Origin of the sequence: Blastococcus atacamensis, assembly GCF_002938425.1 — a bacterium.
GTDB lineage: Bacteria > Actinomycetota > Actinomycetes > Mycobacteriales > Geodermatophilaceae > Blastococcus > Blastococcus atacamensis.
In genome coordinates this window covers 1-19396 of record NZ_POQU01000012.1, presented here as the reverse complement: position 1 = coordinate 19396, position 19396 = coordinate 1, and the positions used below count along the sequence as shown (strand labels likewise).

General features: G+C 73.3%; 21 protein-coding genes. 2 read left to right on the top strand and 19 right to left on the bottom strand.

All coding sequences use genetic code 11. The features are described 5' to 3' along the window. Positions 1-25: 25 nt before the first annotated feature. Positions 26-496, bottom strand: coding sequence for an Lrp/AsnC family transcriptional regulator (locus tag C5508_RS05130; RefSeq protein WP_104523873.1), 471 nt, complete (start codon positions 494-496; stop codon positions 26-28). Then, positions 471-1619 carry a M24 family metallopeptidase gene (locus C5508_RS05125; protein ID WP_232796926.1) on the bottom strand — a complete coding sequence of 383 codons (1149 nt, stop codon included), beginning with the start codon at positions 1617-1619 and terminating at the stop codon, positions 471-473. The genes C5508_RS05130 and C5508_RS05125 overlap by 26 nt, the downstream gene beginning before the upstream one ends. Positions 1620-1695: 76 nt before the next feature. Between C5508_RS05125 and C5508_RS05120 the strand changes: the two genes are divergently transcribed. Further along, entirely contained in the window at positions 1696-2601 is a 906-nt protein-coding gene (locus C5508_RS05120) for a 5'-3' exonuclease (RefSeq protein WP_104523914.1), read from the top strand. On the opposite strand, the gene C5508_RS05115 is transcribed toward C5508_RS05120, so the two are convergent. From C5508_RS05115 to C5508_RS05075, 9 genes are all read right to left on the bottom strand, one after another. Then, a complete protein-coding gene (locus tag C5508_RS05115) occupies positions 2564-2932 on the bottom strand; it encodes a DUF4333 domain-containing protein (protein ID WP_157943997.1) in 369 nt (122 codons plus the stop codon). The genes C5508_RS05120 and C5508_RS05115 overlap by 38 nt on opposite strands. Beyond that, positions 2920-3606 carry a DUF4333 domain-containing protein gene (locus C5508_RS05110; protein WP_104523871.1) on the bottom strand — a complete coding sequence of 229 codons (687 nt, stop codon included), beginning with the start codon at positions 3604-3606 and terminating at the stop codon, positions 2920-2922. The genes C5508_RS05115 and C5508_RS05110 overlap by 13 nt, the downstream gene beginning before the upstream one ends. A gap of 93 nt (positions 3607-3699) precedes the next feature. Beyond that, complete coding sequence (locus C5508_RS05105; protein ID WP_104523870.1) at positions 3700-6537, bottom strand: DEAD/DEAH box helicase; 2838 nt, start codon at positions 6535-6537, stop codon at positions 3700-3702. Positions 6538-6652: 115 nt separating this feature from the next. Further along, on the bottom strand, positions 6653-7558 hold the full coding sequence (locus C5508_RS05100; protein WP_104523869.1) for a diacylglycerol/lipid kinase family protein: 906 nt from the start codon (positions 7556-7558) through the stop codon (positions 6653-6655). 4 nt (positions 7559-7562) lie between these two features. Further along, the gene (tatC, locus tag C5508_RS05095; protein ID WP_104523913.1) at positions 7563-8432 is read right to left on the bottom strand and encodes a twin-arginine translocase subunit TatC; all 870 of its coding nucleotides are present in this window, start codon (positions 8430-8432) and stop codon (positions 7563-7565) included. Between the two features lie 86 nt (positions 8433-8518). Further along, positions 8519-8872: a Sec-independent protein translocase subunit TatA gene (tatA, locus tag C5508_RS05090; protein WP_104523868.1), complete on the bottom strand. Its 354-nt coding sequence runs from the start codon at positions 8870-8872 to the stop codon at positions 8519-8521. Positions 8873-8960: 88 nt separating this feature from the next. Then, positions 8961-9173 (bottom strand): hypothetical protein, encoded by a 213-nt coding sequence (locus tag C5508_RS05085; RefSeq protein WP_104523867.1) that lies wholly within the window; start codon positions 9171-9173, stop codon positions 8961-8963. Positions 9174-9182: 9 nt separating this feature from the next. Then, complete coding sequence (locus C5508_RS05080; RefSeq protein WP_104523866.1) at positions 9183-10169, bottom strand: helix-turn-helix transcriptional regulator; 987 nt, start codon at positions 10167-10169, stop codon at positions 9183-9185. Continuing rightward, complete coding sequence (locus C5508_RS05075; RefSeq protein ID WP_104523865.1) at positions 10166-11143, bottom strand: helix-turn-helix transcriptional regulator; 978 nt, start codon at positions 11141-11143, stop codon at positions 10166-10168. Before C5508_RS05075 ends, C5508_RS05080 begins: the two co-directional genes overlap by 4 nt. 114 nt (positions 11144-11257) lie before the next feature. Between C5508_RS05075 and C5508_RS05070 the strand changes: the two genes are divergently transcribed. Next, positions 11258-12436: a DUF3866 family protein gene (locus tag C5508_RS05070; protein ID WP_232796925.1), complete on the top strand. Its 1179-nt coding sequence runs from the start codon at positions 11258-11260 to the stop codon at positions 12434-12436. Positions 12437-12493: 57 nt separating this feature from the next. Here the strand turns inward: C5508_RS05070 and C5508_RS05065 are convergent, their stop codons facing one another. The 8 genes from C5508_RS05065 to dop form a co-directional block, all read right to left on the bottom strand. Next, a complete protein-coding gene (locus tag C5508_RS05065) occupies positions 12494-13246 on the bottom strand; it encodes an SDR family oxidoreductase (RefSeq protein WP_104523912.1) in 753 nt (250 codons plus the stop codon). 5 nt (positions 13247-13251) lie between these two features. Next, a complete protein-coding gene (gene pafA, locus C5508_RS05060) occupies positions 13252-14610 on the bottom strand; it encodes a Pup--protein ligase (RefSeq protein ID WP_104523864.1) in 1359 nt (452 codons plus the stop codon). 94 nt (positions 14611-14704) lie between these two features. Then, positions 14705-15058 carry a hypothetical protein gene (locus C5508_RS05055; protein WP_104523863.1) on the bottom strand — a complete coding sequence of 118 codons (354 nt, stop codon included), beginning with the start codon at positions 15056-15058 and terminating at the stop codon, positions 14705-14707. Positions 15059-15092: 34 nt separating this feature from the next. Beyond that, positions 15093-15965, bottom strand: coding sequence for a proteasome subunit alpha (gene prcA, locus C5508_RS05050; protein ID WP_104523862.1), 873 nt, complete (start codon positions 15963-15965; stop codon positions 15093-15095). A gap of 3 nt (positions 15966-15968) precedes the next feature. Continuing rightward, positions 15969-16820, bottom strand: a complete 852-nt coding sequence (gene prcB / locus C5508_RS05045) for a proteasome subunit beta (protein WP_232796924.1) — start codon at positions 16818-16820, stop codon at positions 15969-15971. 103 nt (positions 16821-16923) lie between these two features. Next, positions 16924-17547 carry an endonuclease domain-containing protein gene (locus tag C5508_RS20670; RefSeq protein ID WP_104523861.1) on the bottom strand — a complete coding sequence of 208 codons (624 nt, stop codon included), beginning with the start codon at positions 17545-17547 and terminating at the stop codon, positions 16924-16926. 20 nt (positions 17548-17567) lie between these two features. Beyond that, positions 17568-17777 carry a ubiquitin-like protein Pup gene (locus tag C5508_RS05035; protein WP_104523860.1) on the bottom strand — a complete coding sequence of 70 codons (210 nt, stop codon included), beginning with the start codon at positions 17775-17777 and terminating at the stop codon, positions 17568-17570. Between the two features lie 115 nt (positions 17778-17892). Continuing rightward, positions 17893-19392 (bottom strand): depupylase/deamidase Dop, encoded by a 1500-nt coding sequence (gene dop / locus C5508_RS05030; RefSeq protein ID WP_104523859.1) that lies wholly within the window; start codon positions 19390-19392, stop codon positions 17893-17895. Between the last annotated feature and the right edge of the window lie 4 nt (positions 19393-19396).

Sequence of the window (19396 nt, the reverse complement as noted above, 5' to 3'; positions counted from 1 at the left end):
TCGAAACGATGTCCAGTCCGCCGCTTCAGATCGGCGGGCGGGCCTCGTAGGAGGTGGACAGGACGACCGTCGTCCTGGTGGTGACCTTGGCGGTGGCCCGGATGTCCTTGAGCAGGACCTCGAGCGCGTCGGGAGAAGCCACCCGCACCTTGAGGATGTAGCTCTCCACCCCGGCCACCGCGTGGCACTCCTCGATGGCGTCGAGGTGGGCCAGCAGGGACGGTGCGTCGTCGGTCTGGGTGTCCGACGGCGTGATGGAGACGAACGCGGTGAGCGAGAGGCCCAGCTGCCTGGCGTCCAGCGTGGCCCGGTAGCCGGTGATCAGACCGCGCTGCTCCAGCCGGCGCACCCGCTGGTGCACCGCCGAGACCGACAGTCCCACCATCTCGGCCAGCTCGGTGTAGCTGGCCCGGCCGTCCCGCGCCAGCGCCGCCATCAGCGCCCGGTCGACGTCGACGGCGCCGGCGGGCTCAGCCGGGGAGTTCGACGAGCTCACGGGGACCGTTGTTCAGGACGCGGACGCCGTCGTCGGTGCAGACGACGATGTCCTCGATGCGGGCGCCGACCTGACCCGGCAGGTAGATCCCCGGCTCGACGGAGAAGGCCATGCCCGGCTCCAGCGGCAGGTCGTTGCCCGCCACGATGTAGGGCGGCTCGTGGGTGTCCAGGCCGATGCCGTGACCGGTGCGGTGGATGAAGTACTCGCCCCAGCCGGCGTCGGCGATGACCTGGCGCGCGGCGGCGTCGATCTGCTCGGCGGTCACGCCCGGGCGCACGGCCGCCGTGGCGGCCAGCTGGGCTGCGTGCAGCACCTCGTACCACCGGGCGACCTCCGCGGGAGCGCTGCCGCCGACCACGTAGGTGCGGGTGCAGTCGGAGCGGTAGCCGGTGGCGGTCTCCCCGCCGATGTCGACGACGACGACGTCACCGGCCTCCACCCTGCGCCCGGACAGCTCGTGGTGCGGGCTGGCGCCGTTGGGGCCGGAACCCACGATGGTGAAGTCGACGCCCACGTGGCCCTCGGCGAGGATCGCCGCGGCGATGTCGGCGCCCACCTCGGCCTCGGTGCGGCCGACCCGCAGCCACTCCCCCATCCGGGCGTGCACCCGGTCGATGGCCGCGCCGGCCAGCGCCAGCTCCTCGACCTCCGCGGGCGTCTTGACCATGCGCAGCCGGTCGATGACGGGGCTCGCGAGCTCCAGCGCGGAGCCGGGCAGCGCACGCTGGACGCCCAGGGCGTGCTCGGCCCAGGTGCGGGACCCCACGCCCACACGCGTCGGCGCCGAACCGAGCCGGGCGGTCGCTGCGGCGGCGAGGACCCCGAAGGCGTCGTGGGTCTCGTCCCAGGCGAGCAGCTCCAGGCCCAGGGTGCCGGCGGGGCTGGCGTCCACCATCGGCGCCTCGAGCCGGGGCACCACGAGGAACGGCTCACCGGTGCGCGGCACCGCAAGGGCGGTCAGCCGCTCCATGGCGTGCGCGTCGTACCCGCACAGGTAGCGCAGGTCGGCGCCCGGGGTGAGGACGAGCAGGTCGATCCCTGTCTCCGCGGCGAGAGCCCGCGCCGCGTGCACGCGGTCGATGGTGACCAGCGGGGAGGCCGACGCGCTCGGGTTCGTCACAGCGGCAGAGTAGCCAGGGACCCCGCTGTTCCCCGCACGAGTTCCCGGGCCGCTACCGTCCGCCGTCGTGACGACGATGCTCCTGGATGCGGCCAGCCTCTACTTCCGGGCCTTCTACGGCGTGCCCACCAGCGTCACCACCCCGGACGGGCGGCCGATCAACGCCGTCCGCGGCTTCCTCGACATGTCCGCCCGGCTGATCGGCACCCACGGGCCCGACCGGTTCGTGGCCTGCTGGGACGACGACTGGCGCCCGGCCTTCCGCGTGGAGGCGCTGCCGTCCTACAAGGCGCACCGGGTGGCGCCCGAGGGTGGCGAGGAGACCCCGGACGAGCTGGGACCCCAGGTGCCGATCCTGGTCGACGTGCTCGCTGCGGCCGGGATCGCGCGGGTCGGGGCCCCCGGCTACGAGGCCGACGACGTCATCGGCACGCTCGCCACCCGGGCGCGGGGCCCGGTCGACGTGGTCACCGGTGACCGCGACCTGTTCCAGCTGGTCGATGACGCACGGGGCGTGCGGATCCTCTACACCGCCCGAGGCATCTCCGACCTCGACTTCGTCGACGAGGCCGCCGTGGCCGAGAAGTACGGCATCCCGGGCCGAACCTATGCCGACTTCGCCGTCCTGCGCGGCGACCCCAGCGACGGGCTGCCCGGTGTCGCCGGCGTGGGCGCCAAGACGGCCGCGGCCCTGATCAACGAGTTCGGCGACCTCGCCGGCATCCGGGCGGCGGTGGCCCGCACCGTCGTCCCGAAGCCCCCGCTGACGGCCGCCGTGCTCAAGAAGCTGCACGCCGCCTCCGACTACCTCGACGCGGCACCGGTCGTCGTCGCCGTGGCCCGCGACATCGATCTGCCCGCGGTCGAGGGCACCCTGCCCCGCTCCCCCGCCGACCCCGATGCGCTGGCCGCCCTGGCCGAGCGGCACGGGCTGCAGTCCTCGGTCAGCCGCCTGGCTGCGGTGCTGGGGTGGGCGGCATGACCTCGCCCCAGGTGTAGGTGCCGTCGAGCCGGTCGTCGATCTGGACCCACACGTCGATCGGCTCGCCGTCGGCCGTCGTCCCGTCGCAGGAGTAGCCCTCGCCGGAGGCGACCGGCATCTCCCGGGGGCAGTCCAGGTCGAGGGCGACGCCTCGCCGCTCCTCGAACTCGGCGGCGATGTCGCGCTCGACGACCGCACCCTCCAGCGGGTCCGGCCCCCAGTTCTCGATCAGCAGCGAGCACCCGGTGACACCGCCGAGGAGCAACCCGAGCAGCACGAGTCGGGGCGCCGCGCGGGGCCGGTGCGGCACGGTGGTGACTACTCCGTCCACGTGTAGCGAGCCTCCTCGGCGTCGGTGATCTCGATCCGGAGGGTGATCTCCTCGTCGTCGGCGGTCACGCCGGTGCACTCGTACGTGGCGCCCTCCTCGACTCTCATCTCCTCGGCGCACCCGAGGTCCAGCGCGACGCCCTCGCGCTGCTCGAACTGCTCGGCGACGTCCCGCTCCACCGCGCTGCGGGACAGCACGGTGGCCCCGGTGGTCGTCGCCAGCGCCAGGCCCCCGGCGAGGAGGACGAGGGCGAGGGCGATCAGCCCGAAGAGGAGACCCCGCCGCTTCTTCGGGGCGCGCTGCGGAGCGCCGTAGGGCGGCAGGCCGTAGCCCGGCACACCGTAGCCAGGGGCGCCGTGCTGCGGCGGCCCCTGCGGGGGCATGCCGTAGCCGGGGGCGCCGTACGGCGGCCGCCCGTAGGGCTGCTGCGGCGGGCCCCCGAACTGCGCAGGCCGCGTCTCACCGAACGGCGGCTGCCCGTAGGGCTGGGTCTGCCCGAAGGGCGGCGGTTGCCCGTAGGGCTGTGGATGGCTCCCCCAGGGTGGCGCCGCGCCGCCGGGCGGTGCCCAGGGCTGCTGGGGCGCGCCGCCGGGCGGTGCCGACGGCTGCTGCGGCTGGTTCCCGTCGGGACGCGCGCCCTCGGGGCGCTCGTCGTCGTGCGGCGGGTCGGTCATGGTCGCTCCCGGAGCCGAGGCGCGCCCGGCAGCGGCCGGGCGCGGGGAATTGTGCCCCACCCGCGCACCGGGCGGCGGGCAACGAATCGCTGGTCAGCCGCCGACGGCGACCGCGACCACGCCCCGGCGGATCCGCTCGACGGCGGCCCGCGCGGTGCGGGCCACCGCGTCGTCGGCCACCTTCGCCAGCTGGTCCAGCAGGTCGATGAGCTGCCGGGTCCAGCGGACGAAGTCACCGCCGGACAGCTCCGTGCCCGCCTGCTCGGCGCCGGCCAGCACCCGGTCCAGGCTCTGGCCGTCGGCCCAGCGGTAGGCGGCCCAGGCGAACCCGAGGTCCAGGTCACGGGTGGCTCGCACCCCGTGGTCGAGCTCGACGTCCTGGAGCCGGGACCGGATGGCGCGCATCTCCCCGATCGCGGCCGCCACCTTGCCGGCCGGGACGGCGGGCAGGCCCGGGGTGTCGCGCCGCGCCTCGAACACCAGCGTCGACACAGCCGCGGCCAGCTCCGCCGGCGTGAGGCCGCGCCAGACGCCCGCCCGCAGCGACTCCGCCACCAGCAGGTCGGCCTCGGACCAGATGCGGGCCAGGCGCCGGCCGTCGTCGGTGACGAGCGGGACGTCGTCGACCGCGCCGAGCACCTCGGTGTCGGCGGGCACCAGCGGCCCGACCTCGGGCACCAGGTAGCCGAGCTCCTCCAGCACGTCGCAGGTCGCGTCGAACTGCCGCGTCAGCGAGCCCGTGCGCTCGGCCATCTTCCGGTGCAGCAGCTCCGCCTCGGAGCCGGCGCGCAGCCAGCGTTCGGCGGTCCGCACCCGGTCCTCGCGGTCGGGCAGCTGGTGCACGGGGTGGTTGCGCAGCGCCTGCCGGAGGTCGGCGAGCACCGGGTCGTCGGCGGCCGCGGAGCGGCCCTTCCTGATCCGCCGGGCGCCGAGGTCGTTCTCCACGCGGGCGTTGCGCAGGGTCGCGGCGAGGTCCCGCCGGGCGTGCGGGCTGCGGTGGTTGAAGTTCTTCGGCACGCGCACGCGGGCCAGGGCCTCTACGGGCGTCGGGAAGTCCACCGAGCCCAGCCGGCCGGCCCACTTGTCCTCGGTCAGCACGAGCGGCCGGGGATCGGCGAGGTCGGAGATGCCCGGGTCCAGCACGACGGCGAGGCCCTGCCGGCGACCCGTCGGCACGCGGATGACGTCTCCCGGGCGCAGGGCGGCGAGGGTGTCGGCGGCCTCCATGCGGCGCTTGGCCTGCGAGTCGCGGGACAGCTCCTTCTCGCGGTCGGAGATCTCCCGCCGCAGCCGGGCGTAGGCGCCGACGTCGCCCCGGTCGGAGCGCATCTCGGCTGCTGCCTGCTCGGCGTCCCGCTCGTGCCGGGCCGCCGACCGCGCGAGGCCGACGACGGATCGATCGGCCTGGAACTGTGCGAAGGAGCTCGCCAGCAGCTCGCGGGCGCGGGCCCGGCCGAAGGAGCTCACCAGGTTGACGGCCATGTTGTAGCTGGGCCGGAACGAGGACTTCAACGGGTACGTGCGCGTGCTGGCCAGCCCGGCCACCACCGACGGGTCCATGCCCGGCGCCCAGACGACGACCGCGTGTCCCTCGACGTCGATGCCGCGGCGTCCGGCCCGACCGGTGAGCTGGGTGTACTCCCCCGGCGTGACGTCGACGTGCGCCTCGCCGTTCCACTTCACCAGCCGCTCGAGGACGACGGTGCGCGCAGGCATGTTGATGCCGAGCGCCAGGGTCTCGGTCGCGAAGACGGCCTTGACCAGCCCCCGGACGAAGCACTCCTCCACGGTCTCCTTGAACGCCGGCACGAGGCCCGCGTGGTGGGCGGCCAGGCCGGCGAGCAGGCTCTCCCGCCACTCCCAGAAGCCCAGGACGTGCAGGTCCTCCTCGGGCAGCGACCCGGTGCGCTCGTCGATGATCTTGGCGATCTCGGCGCGCTCGGTCTCGTCGGTGAGCCGCAGCCCGCTCGCCAGACACTGGGAGACGGCGGCGTCGCAGCCGTTGCGGCTGAACACGAAGGTGATCGCCGGGAGCAGCCCCGCCTTGTCCAGCCGATCGATGACGTCGGAGCGCGGGGGCGGGCGGAAGCGCGGCTTGTGCCAGCTCTCCCCGCGCTTGCCGCTCCCCCAGCCCTCGATGCGCCGTTCGTGCTCGCGGACGTAGCGCACCAGCTCGGGGTCGACCACCGAGGCACCGCGTTCCCGGGTGGACCGGCCCCGCGGCGACTCCTCATGCTCGCCGGCGTGCGCGGCCGGGCGCAGCGAGAACAGGTCGAACACCCGGTTGCCGACGAGCATGTGCTGCCACAGCGGGATGGGCCGGACCTCGCTGACCACGACCCTGGTGTCGCCCCGGACGGTGACCAGCCAGTCGCCGAACTCCTCGGCGTTGCTCACCGTCGCCGACAGCGAGACCAGAGTGACCGACGCCGGGAGGTGGATGATCACCTCCTCCCACACCGCGCCCCGGAAGCGGTCGGCGAGGTAGTGCACCTCGTCCATGACCACGTAACCGAGGCCGTTGATGGTCGGGGACTCCGCGTAGAGCATGTTGCGCAGGACCTCGGTGGTCATCACGACCACGGGCGCATCGCCGTTGACGGCGTTGTCGCCGGTCAGCAGGCCGACGCGGTCGGCGCCGTACCGCTCGACCAGGTCGTTGTACTTCTGGTTGGACAGCGCCTTGATCGGCGTCGTGTAGAACGCCTTGCGGCCCTCGGCGAGCGCCTTGTGCACCGCGAACTCGCCCACCACGGTCTTGCCCGCGCCCGTGGGTGCGCAGACCAGCACCCCGGAGCCCTCCTCCAGCGCCTCGCAGGCCTCGACCTGAAAGGGGTCCAGGGAGAAGCCGAGTTCGGCGGTGAAGTCGGCGAGGGTCGGGTGGGAGGTCCGCCGGCGGGAGGCTGCGTACCGCTCAGCGGGGCTGGACATGCCTCCCACGTTAGGCGCTGGGACGACTGCCGACCGGTCGGACCACCGACGATCAGCTCACCTGATCGTTCGGGGTCCTGGCTCACCGTCGGTGCTGAGCCAGGACCACCGACGATCAGCCCACCTGATCATCCGGGGGCGCCGGGGTGCCGACGACGCGCACTGCGGCGGGCACGCACTCGGTGACCGCGGGCAGTGGCGCCACGGGCTCGCCGTCGGCGTAGGTCGTGACGCCGGCGCAACCGAGCTCCACGCGGCGGGCACGGTGGACCGAGACGGCCGGGTGCTGCACGTGGCTGCCGTCGGCGAGCCGGGGCTTGGAGCGGATCAGCTCCAGCCGCGAGCCCAGCTCCACCACGGTGACGTCGAGCAGCCCGTCGGTCGGGTCGGCCGCGGGGCACATCTTCAGCCCGCCGCCGTACCAGGGCGTGTTGCCCACGGCGACCATCGTGGCGGCCAGCGTCCGGGGCTCGCCGTCCAGCGTCAGGGTCACCTCGTAGGGGCGCAGCCGGGCCAGCTCCACCAGGACGGCGAGGTCGTATCGGCGCCGGCCGCGCGGCCAGCGCAACCGGTTGGCCCGGTCGGTGACCGCGGAGTCGAAGCCACAGCACAGCACGGTCGCCCACCAGCGGCCCTCCGTGCGGCCCGCGTCGATCGTCCGGCTGCGCCCGGCCAGGAGGTCGGCCGCTGCCGCCCGGGCGGCCACCACGGGGTCGGCGGGCAGGCCCAGCGCGAGCGCCAGGTCGTTGCCCGTGCCCGCCGGGACGACGGCCAGCGGCACCGACGTCCCCGCCACCGCCTGGAGCGCCGCGTGAGCCGTCCCGTCCCCGCCGACGGCGACGACCGCACCGGTGCCCTGGGCGACGGCCGCCGCGGCCCGGGTCTCGGCGTCGGCGCCGGTGGTCGCGGGCAGCACGTGCGGGGTCAGTCCGGCGTCGCGCAGCCCTGCCAGGACGGCGTCGGCCCGGGCTCTGGCCCGTCCGCGTCCGGCGGCGGGGCTGACGAGGACGGCGACGTCCACCGGGTCAGCCGCGCGGGACGGTCGGGGTGTCGACCGGTGCGTCGAGGTCCGTGGGCCGGGTGTCCAGCGCCGACGGGCGTGCGTCGAGCGGGGACGCCGCGTCGTCGTCGATCTCGTGGAAGTGCTCGACGGCCTCGCGGCGGGCGCGCCGGCGGTCGACCAGCCGCGTCACCTGGATGGCCAGCTCGAACAGCACGATCATCGGCCCGGCCATGAGCAGCATGGTGAAGGGGTCCTGCGTCGGCGTGACGAAGGCGGCGAAGACGATGGTGAGGAAGAAGATCCAGCGCCGGCCCTTGGCCAGCGCCTCGTGGCTCAGGACGCCGACGAGGTTGAGCGCGACCGCGATCAGCGGCACCTCGAAGCTGACGCCGAAGGCGACCAGCAGCGAGAGCAGGAAGCTGATGTAGTCCGGGGCGGTGAGCGCCACGACCACGCCCTCGCCGGCCAGCGACAGCAGCAGCTCCAGGCCCTTGGACAGGGAGACGTAGGCGAGGACGGCGCCCAGGACGAACAGCGTCGTCGAGACGGCGACGAAGGCGATGCCGTACCGCTTCTCGTTGCGCTTGAGTCCCGGGGTGATGAAGGCCCACAGCTGGTAGAGCCAGAACGGCGCCGACAGCACCGCGCCGGCCAGCAGGGAGACCTTGAGGCGGATGAACACGCCACCGAACACGTCGAGGATGAGCAGCCCGCAGCCGGTGTCCGCGTCGCCGTAGCGGAGGTCGGGGTCGAGGTTGCAGTACGGCGCCCGGATGAAGTCGCCCAGGCCGTGCTCGTACCACCAGAAGGACACGGCCGTGCCGATGAACAGGAACAGCAGCGCCTTGCCGATGCGGCTGCGCAGCTCGGCCAGGTGGGAGACGAGGGTCATCGTCGCCTGGGGGTCGCGCGGTGCACGCCGCCGCCGTGCGCCACGGGTCGCCTCGCCCACCGCCGTCCTGCCCGGTGCGGGGTGGGTCAGCGGGAGCCGTCGGCCGAGCGTGCCTGCTCGGCGCGGACGCGCAGCTCCGCGGCACGGATCTCGGCCTCGCGGGCCTCCGCGTGCAGCTGCGCGCTCAGGTCACCGGACGCCGAGGGAGCCGTCGCAGGCGGCAGGACCTCGCCGCGCACCGGGCTGCTGGTCGTGGCGGCGTCCTTGGTGCGGACTCCGCCAGCAGCGGCGGAGTCGTCCTTCATGCCCTTCATCTCGCCCTTGAAGATGCGCAGCGAGCGGCCGAGGGAGCGCGAGGCGTCGGGCAGCTTCTTGTAACCGAAGAGCAGCAGGATGGCCAGGATGATCAGGCCGATCTCCAGCGGGCCCAGGGAACCCATGGCACGTCCTCCAGATGTCGAGACTTCCGACGATGTTACGCCGGGAGGTGTTCGGTTCCCGACGGTCGAGCGGTTCGCCGACGGGTGTTCACCGATCGTTCGCGCGGGCCTTCGTACCGGCCTTCGTGCGCTCGGCGGCGGCCACGGTCGCCTGCACCTGCTCCAGGACCGGGCGCAGCTCGCGGGCGCCGGCGTCCAGCTCGCGGCGCAACCGGCCGATCCCGCCCACGACCCCGTGCACCAGCACGGCGAGGGCGACGAGCGCGACGACGGCCACGGCGAGCGCGATCCAGAGCAGCACGCCCCGACCCTAGCCGTCGCCCGGCGCGGGTGGGACGCCGTAGCGGCGCAGCGCCTCCCGGGCCTCGGCGGCGACCTGGGCGCCCAGCTCGGCCGGCTCGTCGACGACGGCGTTCCCACCGAGGGTCGCCACGAGCCGGCGTGCCCAGGCCAGGTCGGCGGTGCGGACGGTGACGGCGAGTCCGCCCGGTGGGTCGTCGACCGGGGCGACGTCCTCGACCGGGTAGTAGTCGGCGACCCAGCGGCCGGCGCGGGCCAACCGCAGCTTGACGGCGGGCGCGTCCTGGCCGGGACGGTAGACGCCGTCGTCGATGCTGCGGCTGGTCGCCTGCGGCGGCGGCGCGGCGGGCTCGTCGAGCACGACGACGTCGTCCACCCGGTCGAGGCGGAACAGCCGCACGCCCTCGGCCCGGCGGCACCAGGCCTCCAGGTACCAGCGCCCGTCGACCAGCAGCAGCTGCATCGGGTCGACGGTGCGCTCGGTGCGCTCGTCGCGGGTGGGCACGTAGTAGTGCAGGTGCAGCGCCCGCTGCTGCTCCAGCGCCGCGCGGACGACGGTCAGCGTCTCCTCGCGGGCGTCGACGCTGACCGCGACCGGGGTGACGCGCTCGGCGGCGTCACCGGCGGCCGCCGAGACCTTGGCCAGCGCCCGGCTGACCGCGTCCCGCTCGGCCAGCCCGGGCAGCTCCAGCAGCGTGCGCAGGGCGACCACCAGCGCCACCGCCTCGTCGGTGGTCAGCCGCAGCGGCCGCACCATGCCGGCGCTGAAAGTGACCTTGACCCGGTCGCCCTCGAAGGAGACGTCGATCAGGTCGCCGGGACCGTAACCGGGCAGGCCGCACATCCACAGCAGCTCGAGGTCGCTGCGCACCTGGCGCTCGGTCACCCCGAAGTCCCGGGCGGCCTCGCTCAGGGCGACGCCGGCGGGCCGGGCGGAGAGGTACGGGACGAGGGCGAGCAGCCGGGTCATCCGGTCGGTGGTGCCGGCGGCGCTCATGCGCTCTCCCCCATCGCGGCCAGACGGGTGAGCCGCTCGACGACGGCCTCCCGGATCTCGGTCGGCCCTTCGACCACGACGTCCGCGCCGTAGGCGGTGAGCTCGTCGGCCAGGGCCCACGGTTCGGTGGTGCTCAGCTGCAGCCGGTCGTCGCCGTCGTCGGCGGGGCCGAGCGAGGTCGCCCGCCGGCGGAGTCCGACGGCCGTGCCCGGCCGGGCGCGGACCACGACGAGGTGCTCCTCTCCCCCGACCTGACGGGCGACGACCGACGTGAGGTCGAGGTCGGCCGGCGGGTCGAAGGCGCCGGCGGGACCGGTGGCCTTCGGGGTGCCGACCACCCGGGACAGCCGGAACACCCGGTCGGCCCGCCGGTCGAGGTCGTGGCCCACGAGGTACCAGCGGCCGTGCCAGGCGACGACGCCCCAGGGCTGCACGTGCCGGCGGACGGCGGTGTCCTCGTCGGGCCGGCGGTAGTCGAACTGCAACTGCCGGCGGTCGCGGGCGGCGGCGTAGCAGGGCTCGAACGCAGCCTCACCGCGGTCCAGCCGGGGCTGGATGGGCAGCGACCGCGTCGGGTCGAGGTCGATCCCGGCGGCCCTGAGCTTCACCAGGGCGCTCTGCGCGGCGCCGGCCAGCTGGGCGGACTCCCACAGCCGCAGCGCGAGGCCGACGGCGGCGGCCTCCTCACCGGTCAGGTGGATCTCGGGGAGCTCGTAGTCGGCCCGTGCGATCCGGTAGCCGTCCTCGGTGTCGAAGACGCTGGTGCGGCCCGTCTCGAGCGGCACACCCATCTCGCGCAGGTCGGCCTTGTCGCGCTCGAACATCCGCTTGAAGGCCTCGTCGGCCCGGTCGCTGCCGTCGTCGGCCTCGTATCCGGGGACCGTGCCGCGGATGCGTGCGGCGGTGACGTACTGCCGGGTGCTGAGCAGTGCGATGACCAGGTTGACCAATCGCTCCGCCCGCTTGGCCGCCATGCCCCACAGGCTAGAGGGAGGCCCCCCGTCCCCCGCCACTCGCACGGTCGCCGCGGGCCCCTGGACGGAACCTGCCGTCCAGCCGCGCGGCGGGAGGCTCGTTAGCCTCGCGGTATGAGCAGCTCCTCCGCCGCCGCGCCCGTCTCCCGCATCCGCTGGCGGCGCGGTCGGGTGACCGCGACCGGGCGGTCGTGGCGCGACGCGTTGGAGCTGACCGTCGCCGTGGAGGGCGAGGGCGAGCTCTCCTCGCTGGCCTACCCGTCGCTGGTCGGGGTGCCCGAGGTGGGCGACGACGTGCTGCTCAACACCACGGCGCTGGCCCAGGGCCTGGGCACCGGCGGCTACGCCATCGTCGTCGCCGTCCCCGACCGGCTGCCCGCGGACCCCGAGGGGCCGGGGCACCTGGTCAAGGCCCGGTACACGCCGCTGCAGGTGCTGGTGCAGGGCGTGGACGAGCAGGAGACCGAGCACCACGAGGTCATCGCCGCGGCGGACGACCTCGGCGGGATGCCCGTGGTCGTCGCCGACCTGCACTCCTCGCTGCCCGCGATCCTGATCGGGATGCTGGCCACCGATCCCGACCTGAAGGTCGCCTACGTGATGACCGACGGCGGAGCCCTTCCCGCGGCCTTCTCCCGGACGGTCACCGCGCTCAAGTCGTCGCTGGCCGGGGTGGTGACCGTGGGCCAGGCCTACGGCGGCGACCTCGAGGCCGTCACCCTGCACACCGGGCTCCTGGCCGCCAAGCACGTGCTGGGGGCCGACCTGGCGATCGTCACCCAGGGCCCGGGCAACCTGGGCACCGGGACGCCGTGGGGCTTCTCCGGGGTGGCCGCGGGCGAGGCCTGCAACGCCGTCTCCGTGCTGGGCGGCCTGCCCGTCGGAGCGCTGCGGATTTCCGATGCCGACCCCCGTCCGCGGCACCGCGGGGTCTCCCACCACTCCCTGACCGCGTTCGGCCGGGTGGCGCTGGGCGGCGTCGCACTGGTCGCGCCGCGCGGGCTGTCCTCGGAGCTGGGCGGGCAGGTGGACGAGGACCTCGCGGGCCAGCCGGAGCGCAACGTCGTCGTCTGGGTGGACACCGACGGGCTGGACACCGCCCTCGGCCTCTCCCCCGTGCCGCTGCGCACGATGGGGCGGGGCTACCCGGAGGAGCGCGCCTACTTCCTGGCCGCCGCGGCGGCCGGCCGGTACGCCGCCCTGCAGGTGCCGGTGCCCGAGGACGCCGCCGCGCCCGCCGGGGCCCCCGCGACGGCGGAGCAGTTCCAGGACGGCAGCACGTCAGCGCCGTGATCACCGGAGCGGGCGACCGGCGCCCGTAGGAGCGGTGGACGTGCGGCTCGTCGGCGATCAGCTGCGCCAGCGGCGGAAGCCACCCTCGGCGTCGATCGTCTGACCGGTGACCGAGGCGGCGTCCGGGCCGGTCAGCCAGGCGACGACCGCGGCTGCCTCGGCCGGCGATCCCCAGCGCCTCCGCGGCAGCGCGCCGGCCAGCTCGTCCACCAGTCCAGGCGTGGCCCAGCCCGTGTCGGTGGGGCCCGGGTTGAGGCAGTTCACCGTGATGCCGCGCTCGATCAGCTCGTCGGCGAGCGTCGCGGTGATCTGCTGGATCGCCCCTTTGCTCAGCGCGTAGGCGACCTCCTCGACCATGGGACCGCGGTGCTGGCCCGAGGTGAGCAGGACCACCGCGCCGGGCCCGGCGGCCGGGTCGTACTGGGCGGCGAACGCCTGGACCAGCAGGACGGCGGCGCGGGCGTTCACCGCGAACGAGGTGTCGAGCTCCGCGGCCGTGACCTCCGCCAGCCGGCTGGTCGAACTACGCGCGTGATTGACGACCAGGGTGGTGAGCGGGCCGACGGCTCCCAGGGCGTGAGCGACGAGAGCGGCGGGTGCCCCCGGGTCGACGAGGTCGGCCTCGATGCTCGGAGGTCGGCCCAACTCGGCCAGCACGGCGTCCGGGTCGTCGCCGCCCCAGGGCTGCTCGCGGTCGTGCGGAGCCCAGGAGTGCACGGCCACCCGGTCCCCGCGGCTCAGCAACCGCTGGGCGACGGCGAACCCGATCCCGGCGCGGCGGCTGACGCCGGTCACCAACGCTGTGGCCACGGCGGTCACATACTCGCGATCAGTTTCTCCACGCGTTCGTCGACGGCCTTGAACGGGTCCTTGCACAGGACGGTGCGCTGCGCCTGGTCGTTGAGCTTCAGGTGCACCCAGTCGACGGTGAAGTCGCGGCGCTTCTCCTGGGCCTTGCGGATGAACTCGCCGCGCAGCCGTGCGCGGGTGGTCTGCGGCGGCACGTTCTTCGCCTCGAACACCTCGGGCTCGTGCGCCACGCGCTCGACCTGACCGTTGCGCTCCAGCAGGTAGTAGAGCCCGCGGGTGCGGCTGATGTCGTGGTAGGCCAGGTCCATCTGGGCGATCCGCGGAGAGCTCAACGACAGGTCACGCTTGGCGCGGTAGCGCTCGATGAGGCTGAACTTCGTGGCCCAGTCGATCTCCCGGTCGATGAGGCTCAGGTCCTCGGTGTCGACCGCCTTGAGCACGCGGCCCCACAGCTCCAGCATCCGCCGGTGCACGTCGCCGAGGCCTTCGCGGTCGACGAACTCGGTGGCGCGGGAGTGGTACTCGGCCTGGATCTCCAGGGCCGACATCTCCTTGCCACCTGCCAGCCGCACCTTGCGCCGGCCGGTCATGTCGTGGCTGATCTCCCGGATGGCCCGGATCGGGTTCTCCAACGTCATGTCCCGGATGGGGACGCCGGCCTCGATCATCCGCAGCACCAGGTCGGTCATCGTGACCTTGAGCAGCGTCGTCGTCTCGTTCATGTTCGAGTCGCCGACGATGACGTGCAGCCGCCGGTAGCGCTCGGCGTCGGCGTGCGGCTCGTCGCGGGTGTTGATGATCGGCCGGCTGCGGGTGGTGGCGCTGGAGACGCCCTCCCAGATGTGCTCCGCGCGCTGGCTCACGCAGTACAGCGCGCCGCGGGGGGTCTGCAGGACCTTGCCGGCGCCGACGACGATCTGGCGGCTGACCAGGAACGGGATCAGCACGTCGGCGAGGCGGCCGAACTCGCCGTGCCGGCCGACGAGGTAGTTCTCGTGGCAGCCGTAGCTGTTGCCGGCGGAGTCGGTGTTGTTCTTGAACAGGTAGATGTCGCCGACCACGCCCTCCTCGGCCAGGCGCTGCTCGGCGTCGACGACCAGCCCCTCGAGGATCCGCTCACCGGCCTTGTCGTGGACGACGAGCTCGCTGACGTCGTCGCACTCGGCCGTGGCGTACTCGGGGTGGCTGCCGACGTCGAGGTAGAGCCGGGAGCCGTTGCGCAGGAAGACGTTGGAGCTGCGCCCCCACGACACCACCCGGCGGAACAGGTAGCGGGCGACCTCGTCCGGGGAGAGCCGGCGCTGCCCCTTGAAGGTGCACGTGACGCCGTACTCGGTCTCGATGCCGAAGATCCGTCGGTCCACGCCCCGAGCCTAGGCGCCGGGGACGACAGCGGCCCGGCGTGCGCGCACCGGCACGGTCACCGGGCAGGGACACGCCGGGACGACGCGCGGGTGCTCAGGCATCCCGCTTCCGGTCGAGGCGCTGCAGCAGCTCGTCGAACGCCCGCTCGATCTCCGCGTGGTCGTTCTGCGCGGCGCGCTGCTTGCCGTGGATCAACGCGGCGCGGTTGACCTTGCGGAAGTCGCCGTAGGGGAACCGGTAGCGCTTCTTGGTCTCCTCGTTGGCGTCCGGGTCGATCGCGAGGTGCCAGCTCGCGTACCCGTCCCAGCCGTGCTCCTCGATCTCGGTGTTGCCGTCGTCGGCCGACGGGGCGGCGTCCGACCACTCCGTCGTGTCGTCGACCGCGCCGTCGTCGATGAGCTTCCGGGCCTGGCGGAGGGCGTCGTCGTTGAGCTGGTACGTCGGCATGGCGCTCCCCTACCCCGTGACGGGGGCCCGGCACTCAGCCCTCTCCGCCGTCCTCGTCGTGTCGGAGTTCGTACTCGGCGCCGCCGGCGGTGTCAGGGGCAGCGGGGTCGCCCAGGCCGGCCGGGGTGCCCGGCGCGGGGTGGCTGGGCGTGTGGGCGTGCGTGCCGCCCTCGGACGCCTCGCGCGCGGCCTGTCCGTCGCCCAGGAGGGCGTGCAGGGCCGCGCCGATGACCCGGCGGAAGGCTCGCTTGGGGCGGCGCCGATCGAGGACGGCGACCTCGAGCTGCTCGGCGTTCAGCCGCGTGTGGCCGCCCTGCCCGGTGCCCGCCGTGGCCGGGCTGACGGCCGACAGCGCGTCGATGCCGACCTTGAGCGCGTCGGCCAGGCCCATGCCGACGTGGAAATTCTCCCGGAGGTGCCCGGTGACGGCCTCGGCCTGACCGCCCATCACCACGAAGTTGGGCTCGTCGACGACCGAGCCGTCGAAGGTGAGCCGGTACAGCTGGTCACGCTCGGGGGTGTCCCCCACCTCGGCGACGCAGAGCTCCACCTCGTAGGGCTTCATCTGCTCGGTGAAGATCGCACCGAGGGTCTGCGCGTAGGCGTTGGCGACGATCCGGCCGGTGACGTCGCGGCGGTTGTAGGAGTAGCCGCGGACGTCGGCCAGCCGGACGCCGGCGACGCGGAGGCTCTCGAACTCGCTGTAGCGGCCGACCGCGGCGAAGCCGATGCGGTCGTAGATCTCGCCGAGCTTGTGCAGCGTGGAGCTGGGGTTCTCGGCGATGAGCAGGACGCCGTCGGCGTAGGTGAGGACGGCGACGCTACGACCGCGGGAGATGCCCTTGCGGGCGTACTCCGAGCGGTCGCGCATGACCTGCTCGGCGGAGGCGTAGTACGGCATCGTCATGGCTCAGGCCTCCCGGTTCATGTTCTGGCGGTCGGCGTCGGCGCGTTCGGAGATGATCGTGTCGGCGATCGCGGCGACCTCGGCGTCGGTGAGCCGGACGGCGCCTTCGGCGTCGACCCGGTAGACGATCGGGTACAGCCGGCGCACCGGGTCGGGCCCGCCGGTGGCGGAGTCGTCGTCGGCGGCGTCGTAGAGCGCCTCGACGACCGTGCGGGTGGCGGCGTCGGCGGGCAGGCCGGAGCGCCACGTCTTCTTGAGCGAGTTCTTGGCGAACAGCGAGCCGGAGCCGACGGCGGCGTACCCGCGCTCCTCGTAGTTCCCGCCGGTGACGTCGTAGCTGAAGATGCGGCCCGGAGCGGTGCCGGCGGCGGCGTCGAGGTCGAAGCCGGCGAACAGCGGGACGACGGCGAGGCCCTGCAGAGCGGCGCCGAGGTTGCCGCGGATCATCTGGGCGAGCCGGTTGGCCTTGCCGTCGAGGGACATGGTGAGCCCCTCGATCTTCTCGTAGTGCTCGAGCTCGACCTGGTAGAGCTTCACCATCTCGATGGCGATGCCCGCCGCGCCCGCGATGCCGATGACGCTGTAGGAGTCGGCCGGGTAGACCTTCTCGATGTCGCGGCTCGAGATCAGGTTGCCCATGGTGGCGCGGCGGTCCCCGCCCATGAGCACACCGCCCTCGTAGGTGACGGCGACGATCGTCGTGCCGTGCGGGGCGATGTCACCCACCGGCAGCTGCGGAAGAGGACGGCGACCCGGGAGCAGGTCGGGCGCGCTGGACGCGAGGAAGTCGGTGAACGAGGACCCCACCCGGTCCAGGTAGGCGGGCGGGAACCCGCTCCGGCCAGCTGACGACACGTCCACTCATCCGCCTCTCCCGCCCGCACGTGCCGGCGTGAACCGCTGCATTGCCGGGTGCCGCGCGTACTGCTCGGACGCGGCCCCGGACGTCGCTGCGACCCTACCGGCGGTCACTGGCGCCGGCTGATCCGTCCGGGTTCTCGGCACAGGCGGCCTTGAGCGACTCGGATGCGTGCTGCTGTCGATGCCCGGTGACGTACAGCGCGGCCGCGTGCAGAAGCCCGGGCTCGTCACGGAAGAGGCCGAGCCCGTGGTTGCACCGCTGGCAGAGCAGCGCTCTGGTCTTCCCGCTGTCGTGGTCGTGATCGAGATGCTGCGGCTCCGCGTCACCGCAGATCGCACAGCGATTCAGCTGCTGCGCTCTTAACTCGGCGATCTGCGCCTTCGTGAGCCCGTGTGCGCGAGCGAAGTAGGCCTCGCTGCTGGCCGCGTTCTTGCAGGTTCGACACCAGCTCCCGAAGCCAGAGGCAGTGCGCCGGTTCCGTGTGTAGTCCTCGTGTGCCACGGGTTGCTGGCACGACGGGCACCAGCGAAACCCCTCAGGGACCCAGGAGTGGTCGCGGGTCTCCCGCCCCTCGAAGCGGCGCTTTGCGCGGTACCAGGCGTTGTTCCGAGCCCGGTTGCAGCTCAAGCAGTAGAAGGACAGCCCGTCCTCTCGCGCCTTGTTCCGCCCGAACTCCGCCGCGGCCTTCGTCCTTCCGCATGACGGACAACGCTTGGACATAACGCTATGGAGTCAGGTCGTCACTCTCCGCCCTTCTGCACGTAGGCACGAACGAAGTCCTCGGCATTCTCCTCGAGCACGTCGTCGATCTCGTCAAGAAGAGAGTCGACGTCCTCGGTCATCTTCTCGTGGCGCTCGGCGACGTCGGAGTCGACCGAGGCCTCGATCTCCTCGTTCTCCTCGCGCGAACGCGTCGCCTTCTGCTGCCCGCCGGTGTCCTTGGTGGCCATGCCGTGCCCTCCGGTCCGTGGAACTGCTGCTGATCAGGAAGCTACTCGCAGGCGCCGACATCCGGCGTCCGCCGACCGGGTGCCGTGGACGTCCAGGGCGCCTGTGGACGGACCGTCAGGTGCCGGTGATGGTGTCGACGAGCTGCTCGGCCGTCGCCGAGGCCTCGAACAGTGCGCCCACGTGCTCCCGCGTCCCGCGCAGCGGCTCCAGCGTGGGGATGCGCACGAGGTTCTCCCGGCCCAGGTCGAACACGACCGAGTCCCAGGAGGCGGCTGCCACCTGCGCCGGGTACCGCCGCAGGCACTCGCCCCGGAAGTACGCCCGGGTGTCACCGGGCGGGGTCGTCATCGCGCGGGTCACCTCGTCCTCGGTGAGCATTCGCTTCATGGCACCGCGGGCGACGAGCCGGTTGTACAGACCCTTCTCGGGTCGCACGTCGGAGTACTGCAGGTCGACCAGCCGCAGCCGCGAGTCGCCCCACTCCAGCCCGTCCCGCGACCGGTAGCCCTCGAGCAGCCGGAGCTTGGCCGGCCAGTCGAGCCGGTCGGCCAGCCGCATCGGGTCGGCCTCCAGGTCGTCGAGCACCGACGCCCACTGCCGCAGCACGTCGGCGGTCTGCTCGTCGTCCTCCCCCTGCTTCCCGACGAAGCGGACGGCGCTCTCCAGGTAGATGCGCTGCAGCTCGACGGCGGTCATCTGCCGCCCGTCGCGCAGCCGGACCCGATGGGCCAGCGACGGGTCGTGGCTCACCGCCTGCAGCTCCCGCACCGGCTCCTCGAGCGCGAGATCGTTCGGCAGGGCGCGCGCCTCGATCATCGCGAGCACGAGCGACGTCGTCCCGACCTTGAGGTAGGTGGAGAGCTCCGCCAGGTTCGCGTCCCCGATGATCACGTGCAGCCGCCGGTACTTGTCGGCGTCGGCGTGCGGCTCGTCGCGGGTGTTGATGATGGGCCGCTTCAGCGTCGTCTCCAGGCCGACCTCGACCTCGAAGAAGTCCGCGCGCGAGGAGAGCTGGAAGCCCGGTGTGCGGCTCTCCACGCCGATGCCGACCTTGCCCGAGCCGGCGAACACCTGACGGGTCACGAAGAAGGGCACGAGCCCGCGGATGATGTCGATGAACGGCGTCCGCCGGTCCATCAGGTAGTTCTCGTGGGCGCCGTAGGACGCGCCCTTGCCGTCGGTGTTGTTCTTGTACAGCTGGATGGGCTGGGTGCCCGGGATGCGCGCCGCCCGGCGGGCCGCCTCGGCCATCACCAGCTCCCCCGCCTTGTCCCACAGCACGATGTCGCGCGGTGAGGTGACCTCCGGCGTCGAGTACTCGGGGTGCGCGTGGTCGACGTAGAGCCGGGCGCCGTTGGTGAGGATGACGTTGGCCATCCCGGAGTCCTCGTCGAGGTCGGTGTGGTCCAGCGCCTGCGCGGGGGTGAGGTCGAACCCGCGGGCGTCGCGCAGCGGCGACTCCTCCTCGAAGTCCCACCGCGGCCGGCGCGGGGTCGGCGCCTCCGCGACCGCCCAGGCGTTCACCACCAGGCTCGACAGAGTCGTCGGGTTCGCCCCCGGCTGCCCCGGCACCGCGATGCCGTACTCGACCTCGGTGCCCTGGCTCGTATTCACATCT